This window comes from Paenibacillus dakarensis, assembly GCF_001373415.1.
GTDB classification, from domain to species: Bacteria; Bacillota; Bacilli; order Paenibacillales; family Paenibacillaceae; genus Paenibacillus_AQ; species Paenibacillus_AQ dakarensis.
In genome coordinates this window covers 1-19717 of record NZ_CDSE01000018.1, presented here as the reverse complement: position 1 = coordinate 19717, position 19717 = coordinate 1, and the positions used below count along the sequence as shown (strand labels likewise).

General features: G+C 45.5%; 14 protein-coding genes. 12 read left to right on the top strand and 2 right to left on the bottom strand.

Features of this window, described 5'->3' with window-relative positions; translation table 11 throughout:
• Nucleotides 1-203: 203 nt before the first annotated feature.
• The 5 genes from BN1234_RS04970 (at nt 204) to BN1234_RS04950 (ending at nt 6210) form a co-directional block, all read left to right on the top strand.
• On the top strand, nt 204-1754 hold the full coding sequence (locus BN1234_RS04970) for a tetratricopeptide repeat protein (RefSeq protein ID WP_054955555.1): 1551 nt from the start codon (nt 204-206) through the stop codon (nt 1752-1754).
• Nucleotides 1755-1991: 237 nt separating this feature from the next.
• Entirely contained in the window at nt 1992-2996 is a 1005-nt protein-coding gene (locus BN1234_RS04965; protein ID WP_054955554.1) for a Gfo/Idh/MocA family protein, read from the top strand.
• Nucleotides 2997-2999: 3 nt separating this feature from the next.
• Nucleotides 3000-3953: an AraC family transcriptional regulator gene (locus tag BN1234_RS04960; protein ID WP_054955553.1), complete on the top strand. Its 954-nt coding sequence runs from the start codon at nt 3000-3002 to the stop codon at nt 3951-3953.
• A gap of 2 nt (nt 3954-3955) precedes the next feature.
• Nucleotides 3956-5047, top strand: a complete 1092-nt coding sequence (locus BN1234_RS04955) for a Gfo/Idh/MocA family protein (protein WP_054955552.1) — start codon at nt 3956-3958, stop codon at nt 5045-5047.
• A gap of 89 nt (nt 5048-5136) precedes the next feature.
• The gene (locus BN1234_RS04950) at nt 5137-6210 is read left to right on the top strand and encodes a Gfo/Idh/MocA family protein (RefSeq protein ID WP_054955551.1); all 1074 of its coding nucleotides are present in this window, start codon (nt 5137-5139) and stop codon (nt 6208-6210) included.
• A gap of 84 nt (nt 6211-6294) precedes the next feature.
• On the opposite strand, the gene BN1234_RS04945 is transcribed toward BN1234_RS04950, so the two are convergent.
• Nucleotides 6295-7191, bottom strand: a complete 897-nt coding sequence (locus tag BN1234_RS04945; RefSeq protein ID WP_054955550.1) for an AraC family transcriptional regulator — start codon at nt 7189-7191, stop codon at nt 6295-6297.
• A 228-nt stretch (nt 7192-7419) separates the two neighbouring features.
• On the opposite strand from BN1234_RS04945, the gene BN1234_RS04940 reads away from it, so the two are divergent.
• The 7 genes from BN1234_RS04940 (at nt 7420) to BN1234_RS04910 (ending at nt 18063) form a co-directional block, all read left to right on the top strand.
• The gene (locus tag BN1234_RS04940; protein WP_054955549.1) at nt 7420-9186 is read left to right on the top strand and encodes a glycoside hydrolase family 35 protein; all 1767 of its coding nucleotides are present in this window, start codon (nt 7420-7422) and stop codon (nt 9184-9186) included.
• Between the two features lie 759 nt (nt 9187-9945).
• Entirely contained in the window at nt 9946-12228 is a 2283-nt protein-coding gene (locus tag BN1234_RS04935) for a hypothetical protein (RefSeq protein ID WP_054955548.1), read from the top strand.
• A gap of 30 nt (nt 12229-12258) precedes the next feature.
• On the top strand, nt 12259-13452 hold the full coding sequence (locus tag BN1234_RS04930) for a HEAT repeat domain-containing protein (RefSeq protein WP_054955547.1): 1194 nt from the start codon (nt 12259-12261) through the stop codon (nt 13450-13452).
• Nucleotides 13453-13495: 43 nt separating this feature from the next.
• A complete protein-coding gene (locus BN1234_RS04925; protein ID WP_170307988.1) occupies nt 13496-14863 on the top strand; it encodes a glycosyltransferase family 2 protein in 1368 nt (455 codons plus the stop codon).
• A 59-nt stretch (nt 14864-14922) separates the two neighbouring features.
• The gene (locus BN1234_RS04920; RefSeq protein WP_054955546.1) at nt 14923-15717 is read left to right on the top strand and encodes a response regulator transcription factor; all 795 of its coding nucleotides are present in this window, start codon (nt 14923-14925) and stop codon (nt 15715-15717) included.
• 65 nt (nt 15718-15782) lie between these two features.
• On the top strand, nt 15783-17147 hold the full coding sequence (locus BN1234_RS04915; protein WP_054955545.1) for a nucleotide sugar dehydrogenase: 1365 nt from the start codon (nt 15783-15785) through the stop codon (nt 17145-17147).
• A 19-nt stretch (nt 17148-17166) separates the two neighbouring features.
• Complete coding sequence (locus tag BN1234_RS04910; protein ID WP_054955544.1) at nt 17167-18063, top strand: hypothetical protein; 897 nt, start codon at nt 17167-17169, stop codon at nt 18061-18063.
• Between the two features lie 129 nt (nt 18064-18192).
• Here BN1234_RS04910 and BN1234_RS04905 read toward each other — a convergent pair.
• A partial coding sequence (locus tag BN1234_RS04905; RefSeq protein ID WP_054955543.1) for a YhgE/Pip family protein occupies nt 18193-19717 on the bottom strand: 1525 nt, incomplete at its 5' end.

Sequence of the window (19717 nt, the reverse complement as noted above, 5' to 3'; positions counted from 1 at the left end):
CCAGCGAATAATATGAATGAAGCACGAAAAGTCTTGCAAATCTTTAACCCAACCCTATGATCTCTTAGGCTTAAACCGGCAAGGAGGATATGATTCTGGAAAGCTAGTTATGTATAATGAGGCTTGACTTGGGTACAGCCAGTATATGTGGTAAAATTCTAAGGATTATCCAACCATATACTTAGAGAGCAGGTTTACCGCGAATGACAGAATATACACAACAACGTTACCGCTTCAGCGATGCCCCCATTTGGGACTTGCAGCGGGCATATTATGAAGAAGAAGGCACGAAAGCATGGAATAATGACCAGGTTCCGCAATATATAACAAGCAACCCGATGATCGCTACCGCTTATGCGGAAATGATTTTTGGATTTTTACGCGATCAGGCGGAGAAAGGGGAAATCTCTGAGCCCGTAACTATTGTTGAACTGGGAGCGGGTGCAGGCCGCTTTGCATTTCACGTACTCCATAAATTGTGTGAACTGAGAGATTATGCGGGAATTGCGATTCCTCCTTTCCGTTATGTAATGACAGACTTACCTATTAAAAATGTCAACGCCTGGAGTCAGCATCCTGCTCTGCAGCCCTTTATTCAGCAAGGTCTGGTGGACTTTGCCAAGTTTGATGCCGTGAATGACACGGAGCTTCATTTGGTTGTATCCAATACAGTGATCCGCCCGGGAGATTTAAAGCAGCCACTGTTGATTATCGCTAATTATTTTTTCGACGGGATTCCGCAGGAGCTGCTTTATATAGGTGATGGTAAAATTCATGAATGTGATGTAATTGTTGAGACACCCGTTGAAGCCGAGACAATGAAACCCTCTGAAGCATTAGGACTTTTAAAATTAAATTATGAACACCGCCGGGCGCCAGAGTATGAGGCAGATAATTATCCTTATCGTGATGTAATCGCCCTTTATCAGCAAGAGCTTGAAGATTCGCATGTTCTGTTTCCTCAAGCCGGTCTCATATGCTTAGAGCGATTGAATCAATTGTCTCAGGCAGGCTTTCTTCTCCTTACGGCAGATAAAGGGGATCACCTTATTGAGAATTGGAAATTCGCGGACCCCCCTGAATTAATTCGGCATGGCAGCTTCTCATTTACGGCTAACTATCACGCACTGAAGCATGTATTTGAACAAAAAGGCGCGCTGACATTATTCACGGCTCATCATTACAAAAATATTAATGTAGGCTGCATATTCATGCTGGACACTCCTATGAGTTATGCGAACACAAGACTCGCATTCCGTCAGTGCATTGAGCGCTTTGGACCTGATGATTTCTTTAGCATGAAAGAATGGGTGGACCCGCGCCTTGAGACAATGGGACTACAACAAATTCTGTCCTTTTGGCGTTTGGGCGGTTATGATGCCGAGTTTTTTATCCAGAGCACGAAGCGAATCTCGACTTTACTCCCAGAAGCTAATATTGAAGAATTGCAGGATATTCAACGAGGTATATATATAATGTGGTCCTCGTATTATGAGATGGAACAGCGCTATGATCTGGCAATGGATGCCGGTCTGCTATTCTTCGAGATGGATATGTATGAGGATGCGAAGTATTTCTTACAGACATCGGTGGAAACAGATGAAGATGAACCCGTGCCTACGGTTCTGTACTGCCTTGCTATATGCTGTTACGAATTAGGGGAAGATGAAGAAGCTCAAGCCTATACGCGGGAAGCGCTAGCAATAGAGCCGGGGCATGAGGAGGCACTGGCGCTGCTGAAATGTTTTGAGTAAAATGTGAATAAGTGAATAAGTAGACATCATATGACCCAGCCCGAGATCATTGTATTTACGGCCAGGGTCTTTTGTTTATCCTGATAAATTACTTCGGGACAGTTCTATTTGCAAAAAGAAACAAGCATGTCGTAATTTTATATATCGTTTGTCGCATACTTCTATAATATTAAGATGAAAAATGTGGTACCTTTATAAGTGGATGTCAGGATGTTATATACTGGGAGGTAATGTGAAGTGAGCATAAGGATCGGCAAAATCAGCTACTGGCACGTTCACGCTTGGGATTACACCAAACAGGCACAGGAGCATAAGGATACAGACATCGTTGCTGTCTGGGATGAAGATCCCGTTCGCGGAAAAAAAGCAGCGGAGCAGCTGCAGGTTCCTTTCTTTGAAAATCTGGATGACATGCTTGCCCTGGAGGATCTGGATGCTGTCATCGTGGATGCGCCTACAAACAGGCACCGTGAGGTAATGGTAGCAGCAGCGAAGGCAGGCAAACATATCTTTACCGAGAAGGTGGTAGCGCCGACACTTGCTGAGACCAATGAAATTGTATCAGAGGTCGAGAAACAAGGCGTTAAGCTGACAGTATCGTTACCCCGTTTAAATGATGGTTATACACTAGCTGTACAAAATGTGCTGAAGCAGGGACTGCTTGGCAGGATTACATATGTTCGAGTTCGTCTTTCCCATGGTGGAGCGATTGCCGGCTGGCTTCCCGGGCATTTTTATAATTTAGAACAGTGCGGAGGCGGGGCGCTGATCGATCTTGGCTGTCATCCGATGTATTTGACCCGCTTGTTCCTTGGAGAAGACATCACTGGCGTAAGCGCTTGCTTTAGTTATGTGACAGGTAAAGAGGTAGAGGACAATGCTGTTGCAACCCTGCATACAGCATCCGAAGCCATTGGTGTGGTCGAGGCAGGCTTTGTAAACAGTCACTCTCCGTTTACGATTGAAGTTCACGGTACAGAAGGGACGTTATTATTCGGTACACCGGAAGAGAAGCTTTTGCTGAAGACGAATCTATTGGAAGGCTCTAATTCGGAGTGGACAGAGGTTCCATTGCACGATCATCGTGAGAGCGCATTCCATCAGTGGGTGCACCACATCCTGAACGACACAACAGCTGACGAGAACATTGCTATGGCCGTTGAGCTTTCCCGCTTAATGGAAGCAGCTAATCGTTCCGCAGCAGAAGGACGGATAGTTAAACTGGATGAACTGAAAGCTTAACCAATGGAAGAGTTAAAACGAAGTAATGTCTTTCCTTACGGTATCATGATTGAGAAGCAGGATATGCTCGAAAGGCTGGATATTCGAATCAATTGGGGACGGTATGAGATTCATGTACTCAGGTTTCACCTGACTCAGTTTTCTCCTGGAAAAGTGATAGATTTTCATAACCATTCCGAATTTGAGTTTCACTTCATTCCAAGAGGTAAGGGACGGGTAATTCTTGAAGATCAGGCCTATTCCTTATCCCAAGGAATGTTCTATTTAACGGGTCCCGGCGTCATGCATTATCAGGAGGCAGATGCCAAGGAGCCTATGAGTGAGCTCTGCTTGCATGTGAATATTTCGGAGAAACAAGATTGTGATATTGACCCTTGGGAAGCAGCCGAAGCGGAGGAATGCATCGGGAAACTAAGACAGCTTCCGCTTATCCCAAATTACGACTCTCACAAGGCGATGAATTGTTTTCTGGAAGCCTATCAGGTATGTGATGGGAAACTTGCAGGCTATTATACGTCCATCAAGAATCTTGTAATTAGTATTTTAGTTAAAGCTGTAAGAGCTTACGATTCTGAGGGAATTCGAGCGGAAGCACCCGTTCGGGATATGCTCTCTTATCGGTACCAATATGCCATTCATTTTATGAAAGCCAACTACCAGGCGAGTCTGACGATTGAGAATGTAGCAGAGAAGCTTAACATTAGTCCAAGGCAGCTGCAGCGTGTGATCAAGCATATGAATCCGGACAGTTCCTTTAGCAGGATATTGGAGGATATTCGGGTAGAGGCGGTTTGCCGGCTCTTGGCGGAAAGCACGATGCCCATTGAGCAAATCGCTCTGATGGAAGGGTTTACGAATGCAAATTATCTGCATGCTGTATTCCGCAAGCGACTGGGAATGACGCCTGGCGTTTATCGAAAGGCCAACAATAAACTTATGAAAAGTGAAGGTGACTAACAATGAGTAAAGTATATCGTATAGGTATTATCGGGTGTGGAGGAATTGCGAACGGTAAGCATTTACCGAGCCTGAGCAAGCTGAAGAACGTACAGCTCGTAGCTTTTTGTGATATTATTGAGAGCCGTGCCGAAGAAGCAGCTGCAAAATTCGGTATTGAAGGGGCAGCAGTTTATACGGATTATACGGAGCTTCTTAAAGACAGCACCATTGATATCGTTCATGTACTTACCCCGAATGATGCTCATGCTTCCATTTCCATTGCTTCACTGGAAGCCGGTAAGCATGTTATGTGTGAAAAGCCGATGGCTAAAACGGCAGCAGAAGCCAGAAGCATGGTTGAAGCAGCCAAGAGAACAGGTAAAAAGCTGACCATCGGATACAACAACCGTTATAGACCTGACAGCTGGCACCTGAAACAGGTATGCGAAGCCGGGGAACTGGGCGATATTTATTATGCAAAGGCCCACGCCATTCGCAGAAGAGCGGTACCAACATGGGGCGTGTTCCTGGATGAAGAGAAGCAGGGCGGTGGTCCGCTCATTGATATCGGAACTCATGCACTTGATTTAACATTGTGGATGATGAATAATTATAAACCGAAAGTCGTTTTGGGAACTAAATATCACGAGCTCGCTAAAAACGAGAATGCAGCAAATGCCTGGGGACCATGGGACCCGGAAAAATTCACCGTTGAAGATTCAGCTTTCGGCATGATTGTTATGGAAAATGGAGCAACAATTATGCTTGAAGCCAGCTGGGCACTCAATTCTCTGGAAGTAGATGAAGCGAAATGCAGCCTTAGCGGCACGAAAGCCGGTGCAGATATGAAGGGCGGTCTGCGAATAAACGGAGAACAGTTCAGCCGATTGTACACACAGGAGGTTGACTTGAAATCGGGCGGCGTTGCATTTTATTCAGGTCATTCCGAAAGCGATGCCGATATTGAAATGAGAAAATGGATTGAAGCAGTGGATCAGGATTTAGAGCCGGTTGTAACCCCGGAACAAGCATGTGTGGTTTCTGAAATCCTGGAAGCGATATATGAATCTGCCAATACAGGAAAAGCAGTGTATATGAATCAAGCAAAATAAGGTTAATAATAAGGAAAGTCTTTCCACGCACCATAAAGCTTTGGAAATTCATTTAAGATGCTGTTGTAGCGTAAAGGAGCTGTGTATCCATGTCAACGAAACACTCAGTGGTCATTGTAGGCTTTGGAGGAATGGGAAGCTACCATGCTAAACTGATGAAAGACAACCAACATGTTGAAGTGACGGGAACGTATGATGTTTTGGAAGAACGGCGCAAGGCATCTGTGGAAGCAGGGTATTTTTCTTATGACAGCTATGAAGCTGTTTTAAGTGACCCATCGGTAGAGGTGGTTCTTATTGCGACTCCTAACGATGTGCATAAGGATTTGGCAATCCGGGCATTTAAGGCAGGCAAGCATGTCATCTGTGAAAAGCCGGTCACCCTTTCCGTAAGTGATTTTCAAGAAATGCTCGCTGCTGCCGATGAAGCAGGCAAGGTTCTGATGGTTCACCAAAACCGCCGCTGGGACGAGGACTTCTTGATCATCAAGCAAATGTATAATGAGAAGACCATTGGTGAGCTCTTCCGTATTGAATCGAGAGTGCACGGCGCTAACGGTATTCCAGGCGACTGGCGCCACCTTGAGGAATACGGCGGAGGTATGCTTCTGGACTGGGGTGTGCATTTGCTGGACCAGATTATCTTCATGGTGGACAGCAAAATTACAAGTCTGAGCAGCCGGTTAAGCTATATTTTGGGCGATGGTGTGGATGATGGATTTGAAGCTTATCTGCAATTCGAGAATGGCGTATCTGCGGTAATCGAAGTAGGAACCACGAATTTCATTACCCTGCCTCGCTGGTATGTCAAAGGAACAGAAGGAACAGGAGTTATTGAAGACTGGTCGTTAAATGGCCGAGTCGTTAGCAGAAACCAGGATGCGGTGAAAGTCGAGCCGAAGCCGATCCAAGCCGGAGTCGGATTGACCAAGACGATGGCTCCGCCTTCGGAGGAGGCTACCATTACAGAGGCACTTCCTGCTCCGTACCGTCAGCCAAGCAGCTTCTTCGATAACTTTGCAGCTGTGATTGAAGGTAGTGCAGAGCCGATTGTAAAGAATGAGGAAGTGCTGCGAGTGCTGAATATCATTGAAGCGGTGTTCGAGGCAGGCAGAACAGGTGAAAGCATTAAAGATTTTGATCTTTACCCTGTAACTAAATAAATAAGAATATAAAAAAGCGCCACTATTCTCTAAGGTAAGTTGAGAAGAGTGGTGCTCTTTTATATGTTCAGGGTGAACAGTTAATCATTGCTTGGGCTTGTATTCAGTTGGTGATTGACCGGTCCAGCGCCGGAATTGTCTGGAGAAATGACTTGCAGAGTGAAAACCGAGCTTTTCGGCAATTGCACTGACCGGGAGATTCGTGGTTACGAGCAGTTCCTTGGCAGCATTGAGTTTTTGACGACTTACATATTGTCTTGGAGAGAGTCCATACACCTTGGAGAATAGCTTACTGCACTGGCTGCGACTTAAATTCAGTTCCTTGGCTACTCTGTTTACGGACATTTCATCATCTAAGCCCCGGGATAACATTTCTTCAATTGTATGTGCAATTTCTGTTGCCTGTAAGGGACCTTCCCTTGTGGGTGTCATATGAGGTGCAGGCAGTTCACGCAGTAAAGACAGCACATCATGAATGATGAGCAGGGTATAGGATTGCAGCAGCAGCTTGTCTTCAAAGCGGAAGCTGTGAGCTGTATCTTCGATCTCCTCTGGTATTGCCTCTGTATCTGTCTTTATATGGTTACGCCGAAGAATGCCTTCCAGCTCGTTGATATAAGTACTGAGTTTTGTCCGATCTGCGACTTGTTGAGGAATGTACCGATAAGGAGCGCTTGCCAGCATACTGCGAATCTCAGGAACATCAAGGTCAAAGTGAACATTGAAATAGCCGTATGGCGAGCTCGAAGCATTGATGGATTGATGTCTGACCCCAGATTTAATAAGCAGCCAGTCACCCGGATGCAATGTAAGCTGATCACGATTCATAATTTGGACGACGTCACCTTCAAGACAACAGAGTAACTCAAACAAATGATGGTGATGCCTTGGATAACTCCAGCCGGGAGGATGGATACCGAAATGGCAGCCTGATACTTGTAAAGTATTAATTAAATAAGGGAATTCGTACAAATAACTCATGGAAATCTCCTTCATAGTTAGCGCAAAATTAAAATTCCAGTTCTAATACGGTTATCATAACATGTTAATTTGCCTTGTGAATGGAATCATTGGCACAAATGGTATAGAAGATGCTCCATCTGGAGATTGAGTGTTGTCTCCATTTCCCGGATGATAAAAGTGGATAATACAAACAATCGTAATGGGAATTAAGGTCATGTTATTAAAATAGTAGGAGGGAGTTAAGCAATGGCACTGTTATCTATAGCGAACAAGCAATTTCAATGGGAAGGAAAGCCGCTGCAAATCATTTCAGGTGCAATCCATTATTTTCGCGTTGTTCCGGAATATTGGGAAGATCGGCTTTTAAAGCTGAAAGCATGTGGATTTAATACGGTTGAAACTTATTTGCCGTGGAATTTGCATGAACCGGAAGAAGGGGAATTTTGCTTTGACGGTCTCGCGGATGTAGAGGGGTTCGTTCGTGTCGCTGAAAAGGTTGGACTGCATGTTATATTGAGACCAAGTCCGTATATTTGTGCGGAATGGGAGTTCGGCGGACTTCCAGCCTGGCTGCTTCGCTATCCGGATATGAAGGTTAGATGTATGGATAAGCTGTATCTGGAGAAGGTTGACCGATATTATGATGAGCTGATTCCCCGTCTTGTTCCACTTCTAAGCTCAAATGGCGGTCCGGTTATTGCCGTTCAGATCGAGAACGAGTATGGCAGTTACGGCAATGATCATCAGTATTTGAATTATTTGAAGGAAGGGCTTATTAGACGAGGTGTGAATGTGATGCTGTTTACCTCAGATGGTCCTGAGGATGGCATGCTTCAAGGCGGAATGGTTTCTGATGTTCTTGCAACCGTTAATTTTGGATCGAACCCGCGGGTGGCATTTGAAAAATTAAGAGAGTATCGCCCTGACGAGCCGCTTATGTGCATGGAATTCTGGAATGGATGGTTTGATCATTGGCTGAAACCGCATCACACTCGTGATGCAGAGGATGTTGCAGAGGTATTTAATGAGATGCTTCAAGCAGGTGCATCTGTTAACTTTTATATGTTCCATGGGGGAACGAATTTTGGTTTCTATAATGGAGCAAATAATCAGGATATTTATGAGCCGACGATTTCAAGTTATGACTATGACTCTCCGCTGTCAGAGTGCGGTGACGCCACAGCTAAACTTCAAGCAGTTCGAGGGATTATTGCTAAATATAAAGGGATAGATGAATCAGAGCTGCCGGAAATGCCGGCGCCTCTGCCGAAGAAAAGCTATGGTATCATCACATTGACAGGCGAGGCGGATTTGCTTGATCAATTGGATCTGATATCTGCTCCTGTAAAGCATGCTGCCCCGGTCCCGATGGAGAAGCTTGGTCAAAACTACGGCTTTATTGTTTATTCAACTCATATTTCAGGCCCACGGACAGGTGGAAGTTTATTTATACAGGAAGTCCGCGACCGTGCTCAGGTCTATCTGGACGGTATTTACCAAGGAACGGTAGAACGATGGAATCCTCAGAGTCTGCTGCTTCAAATACCTAAAGGCGGGGCAAGGCTGGATATCGTTGTCGAGAATATGGGACGAGTCAACTATGGGCCTAAGCTTTGGGACCCTAAAGGGATTACGGAAGGCGTCAGGTTAAATAATCAGTTCCTGTTTGACTGGACAATCTATCCGCTGCCTTTAAAAGACACCTTAGGCCTGACATTTAACGATATTGTAGATAAGGCTACTGCCAGAAACGACCGTCCTAAGTTCTATAAAGGTGAATTCCAAGCTGAGGAGCTTGCCGATACGTTTGTGCGATTGGATGGATGGGGCAAGGGTGTTGTCTGGATTAACGGATTTAATTTGGGGCGTTACTGGGACCAAGGGCCGCAGCGAACTCTCTATTTACCAGCACCGCTGCTTAAAAAAGGCCGAAATGAGGTAATAATACTCGAGCTGCATCATGCCGATGAGCCTCGAATCGAACTGGTCGACACGCCTGATTTGGGGTCATAACAAAAATTTGCAGAAGAGTATATGAGCATAAGTAGTTGTATGAAAAGCATAAAAGAAACATGAAAAATATACCTAATATACCTAATGTTTCTGTATATGACGCGTTATTGCTATTTTTTGATACTTTAGACCATGTACTACGAAAAAATTTAAGTTAGTATTTCTTGATGAAAAGCTTGAAATTAGGTGCTTTTGACCTTATTAAATCATATGGAAATTAACGGATAAAGAAGAGGGTCCCACTCTGGGACTCTCTTCTTATTTTGTTGTTACAGCCCATTTTTTAACAATCGCGTAATGACGGGGGAAAAGGTGATTTACATGTCGTACTTTGGTATCAATTTTGTAATAACTCTGGATAATCGTGTAAAAATGACCGGAACTTTAGCAATTTTTTGACGTTTAATTATTCGATTAAGAAAATTTTCAGAAAACTACGAATCGCTTTCTTACGCTGATCCATAGTTCATACTGCTTCTGTCAACGAGAAATGGAGTCTTCACGGACTGTCATATAAGCGTGATAAAGCGGGCGCTTCCCTCCTCTCACTCGATTCAAATTGACGATCAGGAGTCTTAAGCAGAATAAAAAACCGATTGTATCTTTATGCCTACTATGACAATCTGAAAAGTTGGTAAATCGGTTGCATAGCGCTGAGGAGGCCGCTGGTCGTAGAATTGCCTGTGTAGCTTTCGCCGAACTGGGAAACATCACAGAGGGAATTTTGGATAACAGAGGAGAAGGTGAGTTGAAACAGCAATGAAAAAGAGAAAACGATGGATGCTGCTCGGCATACTTACCGTCGTACTGCTCTGTGGTGGTGCTGCTATCTTTGGATATTTTAAGCCGTCACTAACAACGTTTGCAGATACAGACGGAAAGAAAATGAAATTTAGAACAGAGGGTACAAGTTTTCTTCAATACGATGAGAACGAGCAGTGGAAGGATCTATTTGTTAAAGGTGTCAATCTAGGAGCAACGGTTCCGGGTCACTTTCCGGGAGAACTGCCTGCCACAGAGGAGGATTATCTCCGGTGGTTTAAACAGATTGACGATATGGGAGCTAATGTTATAAGACTGTATACCGTACACAATCCGGTGTTTTATTCAGCAATCGTGAAATATAACCGGAACAAAGGGGAAGACCCGCTTTACTTTATGCAGGGCATATGGTCTCCGGAAGAGCAGCTGATCGAGCAGCAGGATGCTTATCTAGGTGATATCCACCAGCAGTTTAAAGACGAGATTTCAAAAGCCGTAGCTGCTGTGTATGGAGATATCACTGTGGAAGAGAAGTACGGGGCATCGAGTGGAAAATATACAACGAATGCAGGGAAGTATTTGATGGCATGGCATATAGGTACCGAATGGGACCCTTCCATGGTCAAAAATACAAATAGCAAACACAAGGATGTTGAGCTTTACAAAGGCAGCTATTTCTCCGCTGCACCCGAAGCAAGCCCATTTGAGAGCTGGCTTGCCGGACTCCTAGATTATGCAGCTGCTGAGGAGCAAAAATATGGCTGGCAGCATCCAATGACTTTTACGAACTGGGTGACAACTGATGTTCTTAAGCATCCGGGTGAACCATTGTTTGAGGAGGATATGGTCTCCGTAGATGCCAGACATATTGAGCCGGTGAATTGGGATGCTGGATATTTTGCCTCTTATCATGTGTATCCGTACTACCCCGATTTTTTCCGCACAGACAAAAGCTTGCAGACCATCTCAGATGGACAGGGTGGATACAACACCTATAAGGCTTATCTGCGGAAATTAAAGGCGAAGTTTACCGATATGCCAATTATGGTAACAGAGTATGGTGTACCTTCATCAGTTGGTGTTTCCCACCACGGTCCAGGCGGTCGGGATCAAGGCGGGCATGATGAGCAGGAACAGGGTGAAATTAATGTATCCCTTACGAAAGACATCTATGACGAAGGATATTCCGGTGCCATTCTATTCATGTGGCAGGACGAATGGTTCAAGAAGACCTGGAACACCATGCCGTTCGAGATTCCGCCTGATCGCCGGCCCTATTGGCTAAATGTGCTGACAAATGAAAAGATGTTTGGTGTTCTTGCCATGCAGCCTGGTAAGGAAGAAATGCTGGTCATGGATGGGAATCTTGCAGATTGGGATGAGCTTCCTGAAGGGGAAGTTACTCACTGGCAAGGCAATGACTCTGGTGTAAAAGGTATGCGGATGACACACGATGAAGCTTATCTTTATATCGGGATGGAGCTGGATCAGGAATTTGATCCGAAGAAATCCAAGCTTTACATCGGCGCAGACACGATTGATGGCGGTGAGCTGCCGAAGAAGGAGCTTGCTGGCAGAACAATTACTGGTGGCGGATTAGAGACACTCATTGAACTGGGGAAAGGCAGCGAATCCCAGGTCAAAATCGCGCCAACTTACGATTTCCATAAGCGGCTTTATGGAAAGAACGGTTACTGGATGATTGATGAGGATGAGGAAAGCAAGGATTCGAAAGGAAATAGCAAATCAAGCAAAGAGAGCTCATTCAATGAATGGAAGCTCGCTATCAGCTTGTTGATGAATCCGCCGGATACCCGCTTTGCCCATCCATTTGTAGAGGAAACGGTAGGTTACTTGAAACGGGGATCTAGTGATCCGGAGGCTTCGGATTTCAGCTCTACTACATCATGGCAGTACCAAGGTAAAGTTGTAGAGATGCGTATTCCATGGATGCTGCTTGGATTCGCAGACCCAAGTTCTCTGCAGGTTATTGATTATAGTCCGAATGATCGCAGAACCTTTAATACTAAAGTGACAGAAGGAATTCGCCTGTTACCTTGGATTTCGGACCGGTCAGAATCAGTACAGACAAAGGGCAAACCTGCAGCCAATTCAGCCGTCTCTAATCCTCAAGGAAACAAAGAGATGAAGCTGGAAAACGGTGCCTTTTATACATGGAAGCCGTGGGAGACGGTCAAGTATAGTGAACGTTTGAAGAAAAGTTACTATGCGATGCAGAAGTATTTCACAGAGATACCTGATATTCGAAATGAAAAGTAGAGCTTTACCATAAAGGAGGAACTATCGGATATGTTTTCAAACTTAGCCTTGGCTTATATATTCATCTATGTTTGTCTGGGCCTTATCGCAGTCGGCATCATCCTCTTGTTCCAAATGAAAATTAAATATAATGCTGAGCAGAAGCATATGGAACAATATTCAGAGAAACATCGGGATTATTTCTTATACGTTCAGGCTCATCTGCATGATGATGTAAAGCTGGCGCTTCCACCAGGAGAACTCAAGCCGCTGGAGCGCCGGGTTATCCAAGATAAATTTATAGAATGGATTGAGCAGTTTAAAGGAGATGCGCGGAAGAAACTGATTGAATTGTGTAAAGAAGCAGGTTTTGTAGAGGACGAGATTCGTGCACTCTCCAGCATGCGTTATGGCCGCCGAATAGAAGCGGCTTATCGACTTGGAGGCATGCGTGCAGAAGAAGCGGTACCGGCTTTGGAAACCTTGCTTGACCGGACGAAGTATGGGCCGCAGACGATCATTATTGCCCGTGCAATTTCGAAAAGTGCAGCTCGGCCGGATCAGATTCGTGCCATGCTATCAAAGCTTCTGTCCTATAAGAAACCTATTCACCATATGGCTGCGAATATTCTGCTGGAAACCAGGCTGGATTCGGCAAGTCTGGTGCGCAAGCTTCTGGATGATCCCAATCCGGATTTGGTAAAAGTAGCACTGGTTGCAATGTGGGGGCAAGCCGTACCTGCGGTTGTTCCGGCACTCGACCGTCTTGTCGGCTCCGAAGAGAAAGACGTCCGGGCAGAAGCGGTCAAGCTATACCTTAGTTCGAATCCGGTATTGAAGGATGAGACAATTAAGCAATTGATGAATGATGCGGAGTGGGAAGTGCGGGCGGCTGCAGCCAAGGCGCTCGGTCAACTGCATGCGGCAGGCAGTATACCGCTGCTGGAGGCTGCACTTCAGGATGAGAATTGGCATGTTCGCAATATTAGTGCAGAAAGCTTATCCTTGCTGGGCGAGCAGGGCTTTGAGGTTCTGTGTCAAGCAGCACTAAATGGAACCGGAGGCGCAAGGGAAACGGCACTCCACCGAATAGAAGCTATTATGGGTAAGGATAATAACCATGATGCCGTAGATCAAATGATTGCATTTAACAAGAAAAAACTGCTGTACGAAAGTTATTTCGGAGTTCAGCCGAAAAAACGGAACGTACAAATAGCACGAGTAGGAGGGGATTACACTGCTTAGAGATATCCTGCTCACCTATGGGATGATAGCGATTTATTATGTAATGTTCGTCAATGTGCTCTATTTTGCAATATCATTGTTTTCTTTCAGAAATATCGGAGATATTTTCAGAAGGGCAACGTATTCCAAATATAACACGTTGTCAGGCTCCGAACTGGTTCCATCGGTCTCGCTCCTTGTTCCTTCTTATAATGAGGAGCTGACCATCATTGAAAATGTTAGATGTCTCATGACTCTAAACTATCCGACGTATGAGGTAATCGTCATCAATGACGGCTCCTCAGATGAGACATTGAAGGTCTTGATCGATGAATATGACCTTAAACGTGTGCCAAATCCCGAGTTTAGAGGGAAGCTTAATACGAAAAAAGTTCGTGGTGTTTATCACAATGAGCAGTTTCCTCATTTGTTCATTATCGATAAGGAGAATGGCGGTAAGGCGGATTCATTAAACGCTGGTATCAATTTGTCCCGCTATCCGCTTATCTCTTCCATTGATGCGGATTCATTGCTGGAGAAAGATGCTCTGATCCGTATGGCACGCATGTATATGGAGAATCCAGAAGAAACTGTCGCCATTGGCGGAGATGTGCGTATTGCTAACGGGTGTGTTATTGAGAACGGTGCCGTGAAGAAGGTATCATTGCCGCGCCAGATCTGGCCAATGTTCCAATCTATTGAGTATTTAAAGGCTTTTCTGGGCGGACGGATTGGATGGAGCCGGATTAATGGACTCATTATCGTTTCGGGTGCGTTTGGATTATTCAGAAAAGACCATGTGATTGCTGTTGAAGGCTACCGGGGCGGCTATCCCGGTGAAGATATGAATATCATCATCAAGCTGCACCGTTATATGCTTGAGAATAAGCTTCCTTATCGCATTGCCTTTTGCCCGGAAGCCGTCTGCTGGACTCAAGCACCGGACAGCTATCATATATTGTCCAATCAGCGAAAGCGCTGGGGACGTGGAAACCTCAAAAATATGATTGAAAATCGCGACATGGTATTCAATCCCAAGTACAAGATCATGGGACTCTTAACGATGCCGTATAACGTTATTTTTGAAGCACTTAACCCTTACTTTAGAATCACGGGCCTGCTGGCTCTGTTAGGATATGTTTTGCTGGATATGACAAGTTGGAAAATTTTGATTGTATTCGGACTTGTGAACTTTCTGAGTGGATATTTGCTCAGTGTGGGTGCGCTTCTATTGGAGGAGATTGCCTTCAAGAGATACAGCAAGTTGTCCGATCTGGTCAAAATGCTCTTCTTCTCAGCACTCAAATTTGTAGGATATCACCAATTGGGTGTGTTGTGGAGAGTACAGGGTCATATTCAATACATGCGAAACAACAACACATGGGGAACGATGACTAGACAGAGCTGGAAAGACAAGAACGAGGCTGCCTGACAACCAGGTCCGTCTGATTTTTTTAAACATTATTAAATGGAAGAAAGGTGGAATTGATCATGTCTCAAACCGCAATATTGCAAAGAGAGCCCGGCACGGAGCTGTATCATTTATTGGAACAGGAAGTACGTAAAGAACCGAGAGGGACGTGTTCACTCCTGTTTCTATACTGCGCCGGAGAGTCCCCGGGTCTCGAGGATATGGTAAAGGGATTCTTTAATCCAATGTCCGGTGTTCATGGTGAGGTCCGGAAGGACCCTGTCACCAAGACACTTGCAGTTATTCTTCCAGGTCTCACGCTTGATGCAGCTCATTACCAGGCGCTGCTGCTCAAGCAGCTTCTGCTTGAAATGAACGAGAATTCGGATCCGAGAATTACACTTTCGGCGGGCCCTCATGCCTCATCTCCCCAGGCGATTAGGAAGATGGCAGAATCGGCTCGTTTAAGCACCACGCAGGATATTCAGATCTTTAGTGAAGACGAAGCGGGGGCGGATACGAGCCGCATCCTCATAGTCGATCATGACACTACAATTCGTGAGTTCTTACAGATTCGCCTGGCCATGCAAGGGTATGAAACCCTTGAAGCGGTGGACGGATTGGAAGCACTGGAATTGATTCCGAAATGGGAGCCTGATTTGGTCCTGACAGAGCTGAATTTATACGGTATTGATGGTCTTCCGTTTATTCATCATATTCAACAGCTTGATGTCAACCCTAAGATTGTCGTATTAACCGAGAAACGTGTGGAGCAGACGATCAGCCAGTGCTTCCAGAACGGAGTGGATGATTATGTTACAAAGCCATTCTCTCCGGTCGAGCTGGATGCCCGCATACGTCGTTGTCTTCATTAAATAATTGTTTTACCGCGTACGCTAACACGCTTCTATAGACAATACACCGTTGGAGGTAGATATTTATGAATGAAAAATTCGAAACTTTATTTAATGCAATTGAAACGAAGAAAGCAGTGCTCGGGGTTGTGGGGCTAGGATATGTAGGTCTACCTCTTGCTGTGGAGATGGTTAAGCAAGGATTTACGGTCGTAGGCATCGATTTGGATCCGGAAAAAATCGATCGGATATACCGCGGAGATTCATATATTTCCGATATTTCGTCAGAAGACCTGGCTGCCTGCGTGCAAACTGGCCGATTCAAGCCAACGACGGATTACAGCATGATTGCCGTAATTGATGCAATCAGCATCTGTGTTCCGACTCCCTTGAGTGAGAATCAAGACCCGGATACGTCCTATATCACAAAGGTCGTTGATGAGATTAAGCATTTCATGAAGCCGGGCCTGCTCATTACGCTGGAGAGTACAACCTATCCTGGTACAACTGAAGAGTTGATTCAGTCCGAGATCGAAGCGCTTGGATACGAAGCCGGCAAAGATTTCTTCCTATGCTTTTCTCCAGAGCGTGTCGATCCTTCAAACAGTCGATTTAATACGCGGAATACACCCAAAGTCATTGGAGGTACAACCGAGGATTGCCTTAAATTGGGTGTTGCCTTGTATAAAAAATATGTGGATTCCGTTGTTCCAGTTAGTTCTCCAAAGGTAGCGGAGATGTCCAAGCTGCTTGAGAACACATTCCGAAGCGTTAATATCGCCTTTGTCAATGAAATGGCCATGATGTGCGACCGGATGGGAATTGATGTATGGGAAGTCATTGATGCGGCGGCTACGAAGCCGTTCGGCTATATGCCTTTCTATCCGGGTCCCGGTATCGGTGGACATTGCATTCCGCTTGATCCGATGTACCTGTCCTGGAAGGCAAAAGGCTTCCGCTTCTACAGTAAATTTATCGAGCTGGCACAGTCGACCAATGACAATATGCCTTACTATGTAATAAGCAAGACAGCTACGATACTTAATGAATATGCCAAATCGATTAAGCGTTCGAATATCCTGCTCCTTGGTATGGCTTACAAACCAGATATTAGTGATTTGCGCGAATCACCGGGGCTCGAAGTATATGAGCAGTTCAAAGAGAATGGAGCGAATGTAGAATACTACGACCCACATGCTCACAGCTTCCTTGATAAAAATGGAGCAACCGTCAACAGTGTAGAATATGATCTTAACCAGTTCAGAAACAAATACGACTGCATGGTGCTTATTACGAATCACAGCAGTCTGGATTACAGCATGATCGCTTCTTTGGGCGTGCCGATTCTGGATACAAGAAATGCATTTAACTCCTATGCTCAGCCGCATATATATAAAATTGGACACTCGGTTCAGCATGTGACGGAACCGGGAGAAGCAGTACTGGTATAAGCGGAAATGGAGGAGAAGAATGAAGAAAATATCGGCAAAAGTCAGATTTTATATCATTACTGGACTGATAAGTCTTTTGCTGATTATTGTTATTCTTCCATCTGCACCTGTGAAACAGGATAAAGCGACATGGCTGTGGGATACTTCAATCATTAGGAGCGAGATTGACGAAATTCTGGAATTCGGCAGGGAAGAAGGGGTCACAACCATTTTCCTGCAAATTCAGGAGGCCGTTCCGGCTGAAGACTATCGATTGTTTATCCGTTCTGCCCGTTTGGCGAATATTGATGTTCATGCCTTGGGCGGCGAACCCGACTGGGCTTATACGGATCAAAATAAAGAAGGATTGCAACTGCTGGACTGGCTTGATGAATATAATAAGACTTCGGCTCCAGAGGAACGATTTCAAGGAATTCAACTGGATGTTGAGCCCTATATTCTAAAACGCTGGGAAAGTGAACAGGAGAAGGTTATAGAGGAATGGGGCAGCAATATGGAGGTCTGGGTACAGGAGGCAAGACGCCAAGGACTTCTAGTGAGTGCAGCGGTTCCTTTCTGGCTGGATTCTGTTCCGGGACCTCAAGGGTCAGACAACTTCAGCCGTTGGATGCTGGAGCAGACGGATGCGGTTGCCGTTATGTCTTACCGGGATGACGGTGAGAAAATGTACGAGTTATCCAAGGAAGAATTGGCACAGGCAGACGAGCTTGGGAAGTTTGTCTGGATCGGTATGGAGCTGACCGATACGGTGGAAGGGGAACATTTAACCTTCTATGACAAAAGTGAGAAAACCATGAAGAGCGAGGCGAATCGAGCAGCTAAATTAGGATCGAAGCACAAGTCATTCGCCGGGCTTGCGGTCCATCACTATCAAGAGTGGCACAATAAAATTACTGCCAGAGCAGATGAAGAGTGATTTTAGCTTTAACCGTTATCCGTAAAAATCAAAAATCACATGAAGCAGGCCGTGAATGGGAATGTTCCCAGCGCGGCCTGCTTTGTTATGCCAGGGATATGCCATCGAAACCATGTCTGCACAACGAATTCAGTGAATCAGCTTGGATTCCTTAGCTTTGCGGACCAGACCAGCTCCTGCACGGTTAAGAGGACCTTTAAGTCCGATACCGACAGCAACCGCCGCCGACGCAAAGATCAGTAACATCAGCAGATCCCGGTACACCACATCCCATAAAATGCCTCCAACAGCTTCTCGCATCATGCTGATGGCATAAGTAAATGGAAGATAAGGGTGAAGCACTTGAAAGAAAACCGGAGTCATCTGGATCGGAAACGTCCCCCCAGCCCCTGCAAGCTGGATCACCAGCAGGACAATTGCCATTGCTTTTCCCACGTTGCCGAAGACGGATACGAGAGTATATACAATCAGCATGAATACCATACTGATCATGATAGCAAATAGTACAAACCACAGGGGATTCACAACATAGGTTCTCAAAATAAACAAATCGCCGAGCGTGACGAACAGTGCTTGAAGGATCGCTACAGACAGGAAGGTAAGGAATCGGCCAAAATATATCTCTATGCTCCTATAGGTGGTTTCATGAGGTACTTCCACACTCAGCAGAGACACAAGGAGCAGAGCGCCTACCCATAGGGACAATGTCGTAAAGAAAGGTGACATACCTGATCCGTAATTCGGAATCGGGAATAACCGGTTTTCTTTCAGCAATACCGGTTCTGCGAAAAACTGGCTCTCAAGCTCGAAATTGTTCCTTAGCAGATCAATAATTTCTTGTAATTCTCCTCCTTGATCCAGCCTGCGAAACCGGCTGGCTAAATTTATAATATGCTGCTCAGCCTCCGGGAGCCGATTCTGAACAGAAACGGCTTCTTTGCTGCCTGCAGCAAGCCCGGATTCAGCATGCTGGAGGAGCTGCTTAACCTCAGGAACTGCTTTTAATGCCCGTTTTAGCTCTCCCTCGATGGAATGGGCCGCACTTTCCGTATCTTGTAAGCCTGCAGAAATTTGTGGTCCGATCTGAGTATCGTAATTGCTCAGCAATCCACCGGATAATTTGGCGGCATCATCTGCTAGTTGTTTCAAGGCATTCAGCTGATTCGCCGCCGCATCAGAATTGTCGCTAATAGCCTTATCAGCCGCCGCAATACCCGTTTGGAGGGCAGTCCATTTATCACTTATACTGCTCAAGGTTGCGGCTGCACTTTGCGCTGCTGTTCCAGGAAACGCGGTGTCCAGCTTATTAAATAATCCGGACAGCTGCTTCGCAATCTTTGCAGATGTTCCGGCAAGTTGTCCAGCATCCTGTAATCGTGTATGGACTTCTTCAGATGAAACGCCCGTCTGCTGCATCCATTCGATGGTTTGCAGAACAGAGATCGCCGTTTCATTCAATGCAGCCAGATTTTGTTTTAGGCGCGGTTCAAGAGACACAGATGCTTCGGACGCTTTCGCAGCAAATTCTGCGATCGCTTTTGCAGCCTCTTGCCCCTGGGTTGCCAATTGTTCCAGATTAGGAAGCGCCTTTTGTGATTCACTGACAAGTTTGCCGGCGGTTTTCATATCCTGGATTGCGATATTCATGGCCCGG